This is a genomic window from Pseudomonas sp. I2 (assembly GCF_040984075.1).
Classification (GTDB): domain Bacteria; phylum Pseudomonadota; class Gammaproteobacteria; order Pseudomonadales; family Pseudomonadaceae; genus Aquipseudomonas; species Aquipseudomonas guariconensis_B.
In genome coordinates this window covers 82,039-94,603 of sequence record NZ_JBCGFQ010000013.1, presented here as the reverse complement: position 1 = coordinate 94,603, position 12,565 = coordinate 82,039, and the positions used below count along the sequence as shown (strand labels likewise).

The 12,565-nt window shown below is 60.8% G+C and carries 13 protein-coding genes; 8 read left to right on the top strand and 5 right to left on the bottom strand.

The window, feature by feature from the left end; translation table 11 throughout:
- The first annotated feature begins 7 nt into the window (after positions 1–7).
- Positions 8–265 (top strand): LysR family transcriptional regulator, encoded by a 258-nt coding sequence (locus tag WCE05_RS09060; protein WP_368815782.1) that lies wholly within the window; start codon positions 8–10, stop codon positions 263–265.
- A gap of 12 nt (positions 266–277) precedes the next feature.
- Here WCE05_RS09060 and WCE05_RS09055 read toward each other — a convergent pair whose 3' ends face one another.
- Together WCE05_RS09055 and WCE05_RS09050 are read right to left on the bottom strand one after the other, a co-directional pair.
- Positions 278–1,516 carry a TIGR03862 family flavoprotein gene (locus WCE05_RS09055; RefSeq protein WP_368815781.1) on the bottom strand — a complete coding sequence of 413 codons (1,239 nt, stop codon included), beginning with the start codon at positions 1,514–1,516 and terminating at the stop codon, positions 278–280.
- Between the two features lie 149 nt (positions 1,517–1,665).
- Complete coding sequence (locus tag WCE05_RS09050; protein ID WP_225790723.1) at positions 1,666–2,580, bottom strand: histone deacetylase; 915 nt, start codon at positions 2,578–2,580, stop codon at positions 1,666–1,668.
- Between the two features lie 128 nt (positions 2,581–2,708).
- Between WCE05_RS09050 and WCE05_RS09045 the strand changes: the two genes are divergently transcribed.
- The 4 genes from WCE05_RS09045 to WCE05_RS09030 all read left to right on the top strand — a co-directional run bounded on the left by WCE05_RS09045 (position 2,709) and on the right by WCE05_RS09030 (position 6,512).
- Positions 2,709–3,278, top strand: coding sequence for a GNAT family N-acetyltransferase (locus WCE05_RS09045; RefSeq protein WP_225790724.1), 570 nt, complete (start codon positions 2,709–2,711; stop codon positions 3,276–3,278).
- Positions 3,279–3,374: 96 nt separating this feature from the next.
- The gene (gene tesB, locus WCE05_RS09040; RefSeq protein ID WP_225790725.1) at positions 3,375–4,244 is read left to right on the top strand and encodes an acyl-CoA thioesterase II; all 870 of its coding nucleotides are present in this window, start codon (positions 3,375–3,377) and stop codon (positions 4,242–4,244) included.
- The gene (locus WCE05_RS09035) at positions 4,241–4,831 is read left to right on the top strand and encodes an HAD family hydrolase (RefSeq protein WP_225790726.1); all 591 of its coding nucleotides are present in this window, start codon (positions 4,241–4,243) and stop codon (positions 4,829–4,831) included. Before tesB ends, WCE05_RS09035 begins: the two co-directional genes overlap by 4 nt.
- Before the next feature lie 283 nt (positions 4,832–5,114).
- On the top strand, positions 5,115–6,512 hold the full coding sequence (locus WCE05_RS09030) for an amino acid permease (RefSeq protein ID WP_253081518.1): 1,398 nt from the start codon (positions 5,115–5,117) through the stop codon (positions 6,510–6,512).
- Between the two features lie 231 nt (positions 6,513–6,743).
- Here WCE05_RS09030 and WCE05_RS09025 read toward each other — a convergent pair whose 3' ends face one another.
- Positions 6,744–7,103 (bottom strand): YkgJ family cysteine cluster protein, encoded by a 360-nt coding sequence (locus WCE05_RS09025; protein WP_368815780.1) that lies wholly within the window; start codon positions 7,101–7,103, stop codon positions 6,744–6,746.
- 1,324 nt (positions 7,104–8,427) lie between these two features.
- Positions 8,428–8,781 (bottom strand): hypothetical protein, encoded by a 354-nt coding sequence (locus tag WCE05_RS09020; protein WP_368815779.1) that lies wholly within the window; start codon positions 8,779–8,781, stop codon positions 8,428–8,430.
- A 122-nt stretch (positions 8,782–8,903) separates the two neighbouring features.
- Here WCE05_RS09020 and WCE05_RS09015 point away from each other — a divergent pair, with 122 nt between their 5' ends.
- From WCE05_RS09015 to WCE05_RS09005, 3 genes are read left to right on the top strand one after another with little or no spacing between them, the layout of a single operon-like run.
- Entirely contained in the window at positions 8,904–10,457 is a 1,554-nt protein-coding gene (locus WCE05_RS09015) for a recombinase family protein (protein WP_082438034.1), read from the top strand.
- Entirely contained in the window at positions 10,457–11,350 is an 894-nt protein-coding gene (locus WCE05_RS09010; RefSeq protein ID WP_054881513.1) for a ParB/RepB/Spo0J family partition protein, read from the top strand. Before WCE05_RS09015 ends, WCE05_RS09010 begins: the two co-directional genes overlap by 1 nt.
- Complete coding sequence (locus WCE05_RS09005) at positions 11,347–12,252, top strand: plasmid partitioning protein RepB C-terminal domain-containing protein (RefSeq protein ID WP_054881514.1); 906 nt, start codon at positions 11,347–11,349, stop codon at positions 12,250–12,252. The genes WCE05_RS09010 and WCE05_RS09005 overlap by 4 nt, the downstream gene beginning before the upstream one ends.
- A gap of 121 nt (positions 12,253–12,373) precedes the next feature.
- On the opposite strand, the gene WCE05_RS09000 is transcribed toward WCE05_RS09005, so the two are convergent.
- Positions 12,374–12,493 carry a DUF1524 domain-containing protein gene (locus tag WCE05_RS09000; protein ID WP_240523159.1) on the bottom strand — a complete coding sequence of 40 codons (120 nt, stop codon included), beginning with the start codon at positions 12,491–12,493 and terminating at the stop codon, positions 12,374–12,376.
- Positions 12,494–12,565: the final 72 nt, after the last annotated feature.

Genomic DNA, 12,565 nt, shown 5'->3' with positions numbered 1-12,565 from the left:
TAATCGCATGAACCTGCGCTGGCTCGAAAGCTTCATCGCCACCCACGACTGTGGGTCCATTGCCAAGGCAGCGGTGGTGCTGAAGGTTGGCCAGCCCGCAGTGAGCAAGCACATCATGTCCCTGGAGCGCTGTTTGGGGGTTCCCCTGTTCTGCAAAAAGGTTCGGCCGGTTCAGCTGAGCTCTGCCGGCCGAAGGCTCTTGCCCGTTGCTCGAAACGTCGTAGCAAGCTTGAAAGACGTGGTGGTGGAACAGCCGAGCGACTGATCCAGATCCCGCTCAGCGCCGCAGCAACCAGTCCGCCGCCGCACGTCCTGCCCGCAATCCGCTGGCGAAGCAGGCCGTCAGCAGGTAGCCACCGGTCGGCGCTTCCCAATCCAGCATCTCCCCGGCACAGAACACGCCAGGCAGTCGCTGGATCATCAGCCCTTCATCCAGCGCCTCGAAGCGTACGCCACCGGCGCTGCTGATCGCCTCGTCCAGCGGCCTTGGCCGTACCAGCTCGATCGGCAAGGCCTTGATCGCCCGCGCCAGCGCCTGGGGGTCGGCAAAGGTGGCTGGGCTGGTCAATTCGCGAAGCAGCGCCGCCTTGACGCCGTCGATCCCCAACTGCCCGTGCAGGTGCTTGGCCATGGAACGTGAGCCACGTGGCTTGGCCAGGGCCTGGACGATCTTGTCCACAGGGCGGTCCGGTAGCAGGTCGAGGAGCAGCGTGGCGCGGCCGTCGCGGTTGATGGCCTCGCGGATCGCGGCCGACCAGGCATACACCAGGCTGCCTTCGACCCCTTGCGCGGTCAGGATGAACTCGCCCTTGCGCGGCGCGCTGCCGGGCATGCCCAGGGCGATGTTCTTCAGCGGGGCGCCGGCGAACTTGTCTGTGAGCAGGGCGCTCCAGCTTTGCACTTCGAAGCCGCAGTTGCTTGGCTGCAGTGGCGAGATATCCACACCCCGCTCGGCCAGCAGCGGTAGCCAGGCACCGTCGGAGCCCAGGCGTGCCCAGCTGCCGCCACCCAGGGCGAGTACCACGGCGTCGGCGCGAAGCTGCAGCTCGCCTTGTGGATAAGTGATGCGCAAGGTGCCATCGGCGTTCCAGCCATGCCAGCGGTGGCGGGTGTGGATAACCACGCCGCTGTCACGCAGGCGCTTGAGCCAGGCGCGCAGCAAGGGCGCGGCCTTCATGTCGCGGGGGAAGACCCGCCCGGAAGTGCCGACGAAGGTCTCGATGCCCAGGCCGTGGATCCACTGGCGCAGGGCCTCGCCGTCGAAGTCGCGCAACAGTGCATCGATCTCGCGATGGCGCCGGGCGTAGCGTGAGACGAAGGCCGGATAGCCTTCGGAATGGGTGATGTTCATGCCGCCGACACCGGCCAGCAGGAACTTGCGCCCCACCGATGGCATGGCGTCGAACACCTCGACCGCCATGCCGGCCCCGGCCAGCGCCTCGGCGGCCATCAGGCCTGCTGGGCCGCCACCGATGACGGCGACGAGGGGAGGGGAAGCGGGGCGTTGGTCGGACATGGTGGGCGGCAGGCTGTGGAAAAGAGCCGGCATTCTACCCCAGCACGGCCCGCGCAGGCACTGTGCAAAAAATGATCAGCGCCTTGCGGATCAGGCAGTTGAAGGGCTCGGGCGGTTTTCCCGCAGGTTATCCACAGGCGGTTCCACAGTCATTGTGAACAACCCAGTACGCGTGCGGCGCTGTGATGGAGAATGCCGTGGCGCTTGGCCAGGGCCTCGCGGTCCTTGCTGTAGCCGCCACCGATCACGCCGACCACGGGAATGTCGCGTCCCAGGCACTGGCGTAGCACCTGTTCGTCGCGGGCGGCCAGGCCGGCGTCGGTCAGTTGCAGGTAGCCCAGGGCATCGTCCTTGTGCACGTCGACGCCGGCGTCGTACAGCACCAGGTCTGGCTGGTACAGCGGCAGCAGGTAGTTCAGCGCATCCTCGACCACCTTCAGGTAGGCCGCGTCGCCCATGCCGCGCGGCAGCGGGATGTCCCAGTCGCTCTGGGCCTTGCGTGCCGGGAAGTTCTGCTCGCAGTGCAGGGACACGGTGATCGCCTCCGGGGTGTCGTGGAGGATGCGCGCGGTGCCATCGCCCTGGTGTACGTCGCAATCGAAGATCAGGACCCGGTGCACCCGGCCGGCCTCCAGCATGTAGCGGCTGATTACCGCCAGGTCGTTGAAGATGCAGAAGCCGGCGGGGTGGTCGTGATGGGCATGGTGGGTGCCGCCGGCCAAGTGGCAGGCGATGCCATGCTGCAGAGCCAACTCGGCGCTGAGCAGCGAGCCGCCCACTGCGCGCACCGTGCGCCGGGCCAGGGCCTCGCTCCAGGGCAGGCCGAGGCGGCGTTGGTCCTCGCGGGACAGCTCGCCGCTCAGGTAGCGCTCGATGTAGCTGCGGTCGTGGGCCAGGGCGAGGATGTCGTTGGGGCAGATGTCCGGTCGCAGCAGGGCCTGGTCGGTGGCCAGGCCGCTATCGACCAGGTGATCGCGCAACAGGCGGAACTTGTCCATGGGAAAGCGGTGCTCGGCGGGAAAGGCCGGGCTGTAGTCGTCGTGGTAGATCAGCGGCAACGGCATGGTGGTTTCGGTGGTGTGGGGCCAGCGCTGATCTTGCCAGTTCGAGGCCGGCCTGTCGCTTGCCCCCTGCAATGGGCCTGGCAGCCTACGCTGTAGAGTGTGAACCCGCGATTCACGGAGCCTTCTCGATGACTTCTATCCTCCAACTGGAAAGCGCACGGCTGGTGCTGCGCCAATGGCAGGACGACGACCTGCGCGAGTTCGCCGCGCTGTGCGCCGACCCGCAGGTGATGCGCTACTTCCCGGCACCGATGACACGCTTGGAGACAGCCGCGCTGATCGGGCGGATCCGCGGTCATTTCAGCGAATACGGCTTTGGCCTGTGGGCCCTGGAGCGCAAGGACAGTGGCGCGTTCATCGGCATGACCGGCCTGCTCAACGTCGACTTCGACGCCCCCTTCACCCCTGCGGTGGAGATCAGTTGGCGCCTGGCGCGACGGCACTGGGGCCTGGGCTTCGCCAGCGAGGCGGCGTGGACTTGCCTGCGTTGTGCTTTCGCCCAGTTGCGCCTGGAGGAAGTGGTGTCGTTCACTACCGAGGGCAACCTGCCTTCGCAGAAGGTCATGCAAGCCATCGGCATGCTCCAGGACCCGCAGGGCAGTTTCGAACATCCCCGCCTGCCGGCTGGCCATCCCCTGCGGCGCCATGTGCTGTATCGCATCGACCGGGCGCATTGGGAGCGGACCCTGCATGGCTGAATGACAGGTCATGCGCGGAGCGGATGACAAACCCTGTATCATTTGCCCCCATAACAGCGTTGTAGCGCCGTGATGCCTTGCTAGGAGAATCCCCCCATGAGCCACGTATTGGACGACCTGGTCGACCTGTTGAGCCTCGAGCCCATCGAGGAGAACCTGTTCCGCGGACGCAGCCAGGACCTGGGCTTCCGCCAGCTGTACGGTGGGCAGGTGCTCGGCCAGTCGTTGTCGGCGGCCAGCCAGACGGTCGAGGAGGCTCGTCACGTGCATTCGCTGCACGGCTATTTCCTGCGTCCGGGTGACGCCAGCATGCCGGTGGTCTACTCGGTCGACCGCGTGCGCGACGGCGGCAGCTTCAGCACCCGGCGGGTGACGGCGATCCAGAAGGGCCAGACCATCTTCACCTGCAGCGCCTCGTTCCAGTACGACGAGGGCGGCTTCGAGCACCAGGTGCAGATGCCCGATGTGGTCGGCCCGGAGAACCTGCCCAGCGAAGTCGAACTGGCCCGCGCCATGGCCGACAAGCTGCCCGAGCGTATCCGTGACAAGGTGCTGTGCGCCAAGCCGATCGAGATCCGGCCGGTCACCGAGCGCGACCCGTTCGACCCCAAGCCGGGCGATCCGATCAAGTACGCCTGGTTCCGCGCCGATGGCAACCTGCCGGACCTGCCTGCCCTGCACAAGTACATGCTCGCCTATGCCTCGGACTTCGGCCTGCTGACCACCTCGCTGCTGCCCCACGGCAAGTCGGTATGGCGCAAGGACATGCAGATCGCCAGCCTCGACCATGCCCTGTGGTTCCACCACAACCTGCGTGCCGACGACTGGCTGCTCTACGCCACCGACAGCCCCTGGGCCGGCAATGCCCGTGGTTTCGCGCGTGGCAGTATCTTCAACCGCGCCGGCCAGTTGGTGGCCTCGTCGTGCCAGGAAGGTTTGATCCGCCATCGCCAGGACTGGGCATGAGCCTTCGCCGCATGCGCAACTGGGTGTTCGACATGGACGGCACCCTCACCGTGGCGGTGCATGATTTCGCCGCCATTCGCCAGGCGCTGAGCATCCCGCAGGAGCACGACATCCTCACCCACCTGGCGGCGTTGCCGGCCGAGGAGGCGGCGGCCAAGCATGCCTGGCTGCTGGAGCACGAGCGCGACCTGGCGATTGCCTCCAAACCAGCCAACGGCGCCGTGGAGCTGGTGCGCGAGCTGGCCGGGCGGGGTTGCCGCCTGGGTATCCTCACCCGCAATGCCCGCGAGTTGGCCCATGTCACCCTGGAGGCCATCGGCCTGGCCGACTGCTTCCCGGTGGAGCACATCCTCGGCCGCGACGAGGCCGCGCCCAAGCCCAGCCCCGATGGGCTGCTGAAGATCGCCCGGGCCTGGGGCGTGGCGCCGGGCGAGCTGGTGATGGTCGGTGACTACCGTTTCGACCTGGATTGCGGGCGAGCGGCGGGGGCGCATACGGTGCTGGTCAACCTGCCGGACAACCCCTGGCCGGAGCTGGCCGACTGGCATGCGGCGGACTGCTGGGCATTGCGGGCGTTGTTGGGCTGAGCGCTGGCCTGCATGGCGCTTGCAGACAAGCCAAGCACGACTTCTGGCGTGCCTGGACATGGCCTGTCGTGATCGAACACCTGCAAGACGTTCTCGAATAATTTCCCCCAGGCTCTCAGGGCTTAAATGAACCCCCGAATCCAGCTGGCGCGTCGCTCGGTGAAACCTGTAGAACGATCACAATAGAGCGTGAGCGACGTACCTACCCATTGTTTCCAAAGGAGTTTTCTTCGCTTACGCCTGCCCGTCCTTTCCTTGTGTCAGCAAAAAGAGAACAAGATCAATGAACACCGTGGGATCCGATGGTAGTAACCTTGCGCAAGGGTTCAAACCACGTCATGTAACGATGCTGTCCATCGCGGGCATCATCGGCGCCGGACTTTTCGTCGGCTCCGGGCACGCCATCGCGGCGGCCGGGCCAGCCACCATAATCTCTTACTTCGTGGCCGGGACCCTGGTGGTGCTGGTCATGCGCATGCTTGGCGAGATGGCCGTCGCCCATCCCGACACCGGGTCGTTCTCCACCTATGCCGACCAGGCCATCGGCCGCTGGGCCGGCTACACCATCGGTTGGCTGTACTGGTGGTTCTGGGTCTTGGTGATCCCCATCGAAGCGCTGGCTGCCGGGCATGTGCTCAACGCCTGGTTCCCCCAGGTCGATAGCTGGATCTTCGCCTTGCTCTCGGTCGTGCTGCTGGCGGCCACCAACCTGTTCAGTGTGGCCAAGTACGGTGAGTTCGAGTTCTGGTTCGCGATCCTCAAGGTCACGGCGATCCTGGGCTTCATCGGTCTGGGCTTCGCGGCTCTGCTGGGCTGGTTGCCCGACCGCGAGGTCAGTGGCCTGGGCAGCCTGATGGCGCAACATGGGGGCTTCGCGCCCAAAGGCGCGGCTGCAGTGATCGCAGCTTTCATCACGGTGATGTTCAGCTTTATCGGCACCGAGGCGGTGACCATCGCCGCCGCCGAATCCAGCGACCCGGCGCGCAACATCGCCAAGGCCACCCGTTCGGTGATCTGGCGCATCAGCACCTTCTACATCCTGTCGATCTTCGTGATCATTTCCGTGGTGCCGTGGAACGACCCGCAACTGGCGGTGGTGGGTTCCTACCAGCGTGCCCTGGAAATCATGAATATCCCCAACGCCGCGTTCATGGTCGACCTGGTCGTGCTGATCGCCGTCACCAGTTGCATGAACTCGTCGATCTACATCGCCTCGCGGATGATGTATTCCCTGGCCAAGCGTGGCGACGCCCCGGCCTTCCTCAACAAGACCTCCAAGGTCGGTGTACCGCGCGCGGCCGTGTTCGGCAGCACGCTGATCGGTGCGGCCATCGCCATCCTCAACTACTTCGCGCCCAAGGGCGTGTTCGAGTTCCTGCTCGCCAGCTCCGGCGCCATCGCCTTGCTGGTGTACCTGGTCATCGCCATTTCCCAGTTGCGCATGCGTGCCCGCCTGGAGCGGGAGAATGCCGAACTGAAGTTCCGCATGTGGCTGTTCCCCTGGCTGACCTGGGCGGTGATCATCTTCATCTCCTGTGCCTTGGGCGTGATGATGTACACCGAGGAGCACCGGGCGGAGGTGAGCGCCACCCTGAGCCTGGCGATCGTGATTTCCTTCCTCGGGATCGTCACCTCCCGGGGGCATGGACGGACGGCCGTGGGCGTGCGTTCGATGGGGTAAGCGGGTATTGGATGTAGTGCAAAAGGGCATCTGGAAACAGGTATTGCCGGTCGGCCATTTGGGGCTGCGCAGCAGCCCCAGGCCTCACCCTGCTACACCTTCCTGCTGTCGCCGCATGGCGGCGAAATCGAGGAAGCTCATGTCAACCCAATTGAGGGCAATGCCGGTGCTCAGAAATCAGTCGTTCTCACAGGGAGGGGCGCAGTGCTCTTGTGAATTTGGTGGCTTAGCTCACTCCTGCTCCTGACGTTGCAGCAGCTTGCAAACCTCCACATTCACCTCTACAAACGCCTCCCAGCTGAACTGCTGTGCGTAGTGCACCCGGCAGATATCCGGCCGGGTCTCATAGATCAGGCAGTGCTTGTCGGCATCACTGTAATGCCGACAAGCCCCATCCCCCGACCCTCCACAGCCTGCTGCATCCAGCACGTATTCTTGAAGAACAGCAGGCAGAAGCTCTCCACGCCAGGGCATAACCCTGGCCAACCCGCTCGGCAGTGGCTTTGGCACGCTGCTTGGATCCAGATATGAGGCACGTGCTGCCTCGGGCATTTCCGCCAAGAACGACGGTATCTGCTCGTGTGTGGTCATTGCTCATCTCTCTCAGAGAGAGCCCGAGTGACTCCATCACGCTCGCTGATCTTGCTCTCCAGCCAGGCTTCCACCTCCGCGACGACGAAGTAAACGCCAGCCTGTTTGCTCGGGCCAAATTGGATAGGGCGAGGGAAGCTGGGGTCGCTTTCGTGCAGCTTCTCGAGGCCAGAGCGGCTCTTGTCAAAGCAGTGCTGCAGCGAGGCGTGACTGATCAGGTACTTCTTGGGGGCATGTGTGGGTCTCTGTGTAAGCCGACACAGATTTAATACCCCTGCCAGACCCCTGTGGCTCGATTTCAAACCGAAAAATCGTCGGAAAACGCAATGACGGTTGATGCGATGGGGGCATAGCCGCAGATGTGGAATGGGCTAGGAAGGCTGTCATAAAGCTGGCATTACCGAGCCAAAACAACCCATTTAGGCACAAAAAAGGCACTTGCGAAATTCGCTAAGTGCCTGATTTGTAGGGATTATTTGGTGGAGCCGGGGGGATTTTAAATGCGTTACTAAACTATTGTTTTAGCTAGCTTTATTCAATAGTTTCTTACTAAGTACCCCCATCGGTGCCCCCCTGAACTTATTTCCGATGAGCGGCTCTTTTAGGAGTTGAACTGGCGTCCTGAATTATCGTTTTGCGAACGTCGAGGCCAGCTCAACCACTGGGGAGCATTCACACTGTCACTCGAGTACAGCATAACCTCGATTATCTGGCCAGGAAGGTTTGAGCCTAGCTCAGACCAGGTGCTGGGTAGATGTCAGGTCTCGCAGTTGGGGTTTTTCCGCAGTAGCGCACCATGGGTTCATCTAGGACGATTTGAGCTGAGGTGCGGTATGAGACACTCGATGGTTACCTGCCACAACTGTGGCAAAGCGATGGTTCCGAGAGCGTCATATAGCCGTGGTTTCTGGGGATATTCGCCTTCATCCAATCATTGCCCCTTTTGTCTGAGTGAGAACTGGCACGGCGGAAACCCAGGCTTAGGGGCTTGGTTGTTCGCTTTGGTTGGTCTGGCTCTTGGTGTTCTCGCCTGCGTGTTGGTGGGAGCTCTTCTGTTCAAGGTGCAGTGGTGGCTTGGTGTCGAAGGACAGTGGCCTCTATTGACGCTGGGTACATGTGCTGTGTCGGTTAGCGCGGGATACCGTTTTTACAACTGGTTTGTTGATTGTTGACCGATGATCATGCTGTGAAAGGCAAAAATCGGCCAGAAGCAGGCAATCAGAAGTGCCCACAAAACCCAGGGCGATTCACTCTGCTAAGAGCTTCTAACCGTAATCCTATTGTGTCCCACTTGCGAGTCGGAGAAGGCCTCTGCAAAGGGCTGTCAGTGAGCGCTGCCAGGACCCAGGCAAGCCTCGATCATTTCCGCGACGTCAAGCAAGCGCTCGCGCAAAGCGGGAAGCCAGACCACTGCCACGGACGAGTTCCGCTGTGTCAATTCAAGCACTGCCTGGAGCGCATGGTCAGAATGCCGCATTAATTCAATCAAATGAAGGCCGCTTGGACCATGGCTACCCGCCAGCCAGTGTTTAGCCGTGCGTTCACTGGCGTCGGTCCAGTGGCGCAGCGTCTTGATTGCGCGATGTGACGTGCCCAATTCGGTGCGTAAGGCAGCAGCTACGGCATTGGCGTAGGTTTGTGCACAGATTGGAAATGAATTACCCATTTTCGCGATCATCTTTCCGTATCTCCTCTTTATATTCGTGAGTAGCGCATCTGATGTAGGCCGATAGGTGTGGTGCAGTCTACGGCTTGGCATGGGTGTCGACCCCAAGTCGCTGAGGGGGCATCGATCAAGAAATGAGACAATCACATCTATCCACGACCGAGGGCGGCAATAGAGCTGCTGCCTATGTCCGCATGTCGACGGAGCACCAGCAGTACTCCACTGAAAATCAGCTGGATGCCATTCGCGTTTATGCGGCAGCACATGAGCTGGAGATCGTCCGGGTGTACACCGACGCGGGTAAAAGTGGCTTGAGCCTGGATGGTCGGGAAGCTCTCCAGCAGCTACTTCGAGATGTCGACGCGGGTCAGTCCGAGTTCTCTGTAGTTCTGGTCTATGACGTAAGTCGCTGGGGGCGCTTTCAGGACCCTGATGTTAGCGCCAGCTACGAAGTTCGATGTCGGCAGGCGGGTGTCAGGGTCGAATATTGCGCCGAACAGTTCGTTAACGATGGCTCACCGGTGTCCAGCATCATCAAGAGTGTTAAACGCATGATGGCCGGTGAGTACAGCCGTGAGCTATCCGTCAAGGTGTTTGCGGGGCAGTCGCGCTTGATCCAGCTGGGATACCGACAAGGTGGCCCGGCTGGATATGGATTGCGTCGTCAACTTGTCGATCAGACAGGGCAGCCTAAAGCAATCTTGGATCGGGGAGAGTACAAAAGCCTTCAGACGGATCGGGTGATTCTTACGCCAGGTCCGGAGTCCGAACAACAGGTCGTTCAAGACATTTACCAGGCCTTTGTCAGGGAAGGTCGAACGGAAGCTGAAATTGCAACTCAACTGAATCGGCGTGGACTGCTTACAGACTTCCAGCGACCGTGGTCACGGGGCGTAGTGCATCAGGTCCTGATCAACGAAAAATACATCGGTAACAATGTCTGGAATCGCACGTCTGGCAAACTGAAACAGCCCCGAACTTCCAATCCGGTTGATCAGTTGGTGCGGGCCGACGGTGCCTTCTCCTCTGTGGTCGACCACGCTTTGTTTCTCGCGGCACAGGCCATCATCCGAGCGCGGTCACGGCACTGGACTGACGAGCAAATGCTGGCGACGCTGAAGCAACTATTTGCGGAGCGAGGTTGTCTGTCTGGGTTGATCATTGATGAGCAAGAGGATTGCCCCTCCAGCAGTTGTTATCGCCAGCGCTTTGGTAGTCTGCTACGCAGCTACAGCCTGATTGGCTATTCCCCCGCACGGGACTACAGCTTTCTGGAGGCCAATCGTCGGCTGCGAGAGCTGTATCCGCACATCTTGGTCGACACGCAGGAGCGCATTCGTCTTGTCGGTGGACACATCTCGGTCGATCCCAAGACCCAACTGGTTTGGGTTAATGATGAGTTCTCGATCTCGGTGGTGCTCTGCCGCTGTCAATGCTCAGAGTCGCCGCGCAGACGTTGGCAGCTACGCTTCGACTTCGGTTTGTTACCTGACCTGACGGTCGCTGTTCGCATGCTCCCCGGTGAGAAGGAGGTGCTTGATTACTACCTCTTTCCCATGATCGATTTGGCGGCCCCTCACCTGCGTCTGGGAGATACTAATCCGCGTGAATTCGAACTCTACCGGTTCGACAGCTTGGACATCCTGGCGGCCCTGAGTCGACGTATACCCTTGGGGAGCGCTGCGTAATGGCTGCATCGGGAGAGCATCTTGCACTTCATGTGGCTCAGGCGGCACCAATTGCGCAGATCCCACTCGCGGATATTCGCGTGCTCAACCCGCGTAGTCGCAATCAACAAGTGTTTGCACGCCTGGTAGAAAACATTGCGAGTCTGGGGTTGAAACGACCGATCACGGTGACCCGCAACGGTTCGAGTTTCGACCTGATCTGTGGACAGGGGCGCTTCGAAGCCTTCAAGGTCCTGGGGGAGGCGGCGATTCCAGCGGTCGTGGTGACGGCAGCTGAGGCGGACCGCTATCTCATCAGCTTGGTAGAGAATCTGGCGCGGCGCAAGCACTCGAACCGCGACTTGCTGATGGCGATAAACGTACTGCACGAGCGTGGCTACTCCATTAGGCAGATTGCCCAGAAAACCTGCTTGGACCGTGCCTATGTCGGCGGCATTCTGATCTTGTTAAGGCAAGGAGAGGAGCGCTTGATTGCTGCCGTCGAAAAGGGCTGGCTACCGATCAAGGTCGCGATCCATGTGGCACGGTCTGACGATTCCCAGGTCCAGGCCGCCATGGTCGAGGCCTATGAAAGTGGGCTGCTGAAAGGAGATGAACTCATCAAGGTACGCCGTCTGATCGACCGTCGACGCGTTCTTGGGAAAGATTATGGTAAGCATCAGGGAGGCGAGCGCATGACCACTCCCCGCCAGTTGCTGACTGCCTATCAAACTGAGGTGCGCCGTCAGCGCCTAATGGTGAAGAAGGCAGACATCAGCGAGCAACGATTGCTATTCGTCGTGACTGCATTACGTCGGTTACTAGCTGATGAATTTTTTCGGTCAATGTTACACAGCGAAGGCATTGATGATATGCCGCAGGTATTGGCCGAGCGTATTCAGGGGGACGCATGACTGTCGTCAAGCGTGCCTTTGGGCCTGATTTGATTACCGTCCGCCTACCGCTGATCCTACCCTCTCGCCAAGTCACCCACGATATGCTGACCTCCGTCAAGTATGCGGCGATTTTAGCTTCCATCCGCGAGCTGGGGGTGGTCGAACCGCTCGCGGTGCATCCCGAGCCTGTACACGGTGTGGGAGAGGAACCCCGTTATCTGTTGCTGGATGGTCATTTGCGACTGGCTGCGCTCGTACAGCTGGGAGCAAAAGACGCGTTGTGCCTGTTGGCGACAGATGACGAAGGATTTACCTACAACCGGCAGATCAACCGACTTACCCCAATTCAAGAGCACAAGATGATTCTGGAGGCCATTCGCAAAGGAACGACCGCCGAGCGGATTGCCGAAGTCTTGAGCGTCAACGTTGGACGCATCCGCGAGCGCCAGCATTTGCTGCGCGGGATTGCGCCGGAAGTCGCTGAGATGCTGAAAACGCGAATGGTCAGTCAGGCGGTCTTTCGCGTGCTGCGCAAGATGAAGCCAATGCGCCAAATAGAATTAGTCGAGATGATGATTTCGGCCAACTGTTTTACTGGGCGCTACGCCGAAATGGTTTTGGCCGCAACGCGTCCTGAACAGCTGGTCGAGGCAAAGAAAGTCAGTGAGGGCGTGACTGCTGAAGACATTGCACGCATGGAGCGGGAGATGGAAAAGCTCTACCACGACTACCGGTTGGTTGAGGACACGCTCGGCGAAACCATGTTAGTACTCGTGGTTGCCAAGGGCTATGTGTCTCGCATGCTGCGCAATCAGACTATCGCAGCTTACCTGGAGCGCTTCGAGCCTGACCTGGTGCGGGAGCTGGCCGGAGTTGTGGAGGCGGTCACCGCAGATGCTCGCAGTCTGGAGCGTGAATAAACCTACCTGCTGTGCTGAGAGGGAGGTCATCATTCGCTTTTGGGACATATCGTCAGTGCCATGTTGGCGAGGGCATGGGCTCTGGCTGAAATCGCGGCTTCGTTCCACGCAGAAGTAGCAATTAGTGGGACATTGAAACCAAGGCTGGCATTGACATCAGCTTGTCGCCTTTCGCCGCGAAATCGCAGTGTTGCGCCGTCCTATTGACGCTGAGCTTCAGCAGCGTCAAGTTGCCTAGCATCGGGATGCTCTCATGCTGTTCACTAATCATGAACTGCCAGGGCGTCAATGTGCCGCAAGAGCGCATTATCAT

Excerpts from the sequence above, each read along its gene's own strand:
- WCE05_RS09060 (WP_368815782.1), top strand. The coding sequence starts at position 8 with ATGAACCTGCGCTGGCTCGAAAGCTTCATCGCCACCCACGACTGTGGG.
- WCE05_RS09055 (WP_368815781.1), bottom strand. The coding sequence starts at position 1,516 with ATGTCCGACCAACGCCCCGCTTCCCCTCCCCTCGTCGCCGTCATCGGT.
- WCE05_RS09050 (WP_225790723.1), bottom strand. The coding sequence starts at position 2,580 with ATGCCGTTGCCGCTGATCTACCACGACGACTACAGCCCGGCCTTTCCC.
- WCE05_RS09045 (WP_225790724.1), top strand. The coding sequence starts at position 2,709 with ATGACTTCTATCCTCCAACTGGAAAGCGCACGGCTGGTGCTGCGCCAA.
- tesB (WP_225790725.1), top strand. The coding sequence starts at position 3,375 with ATGAGCCACGTATTGGACGACCTGGTCGACCTGTTGAGCCTCGAGCCC.
- WCE05_RS09035 (WP_225790726.1), top strand. The coding sequence starts at position 4,241 with ATGAGCCTTCGCCGCATGCGCAACTGGGTGTTCGACATGGACGGCACC.
- WCE05_RS09030 (WP_253081518.1), top strand. The coding sequence starts at position 5,115 with ATGAACACCGTGGGATCCGATGGTAGTAACCTTGCGCAAGGGTTCAAA.
- WCE05_RS09025 (WP_368815780.1), bottom strand. The coding sequence starts at position 7,103 with ATGACCACACACGAGCAGATACCGTCGTTCTTGGCGGAAATGCCCGAG.
- WCE05_RS09020 (WP_368815779.1), bottom strand. The coding sequence starts at position 8,781 with ATGATCGCGAAAATGGGTAATTCATTTCCAATCTGTGCACAAACCTAC.
- WCE05_RS09015 (WP_082438034.1), top strand. The coding sequence starts at position 8,904 with ATGAGACAATCACATCTATCCACGACCGAGGGCGGCAATAGAGCTGCT.
- WCE05_RS09010 (WP_054881513.1), top strand. The coding sequence starts at position 10,457 with ATGGCTGCATCGGGAGAGCATCTTGCACTTCATGTGGCTCAGGCGGCA.
- WCE05_RS09005 (WP_054881514.1), top strand. The coding sequence starts at position 11,347 with ATGACTGTCGTCAAGCGTGCCTTTGGGCCTGATTTGATTACCGTCCGC.
- WCE05_RS09000 (WP_240523159.1), bottom strand. The coding sequence starts at position 12,493 with ATGCTAGGCAACTTGACGCTGCTGAAGCTCAGCGTCAATAGGACGGCG.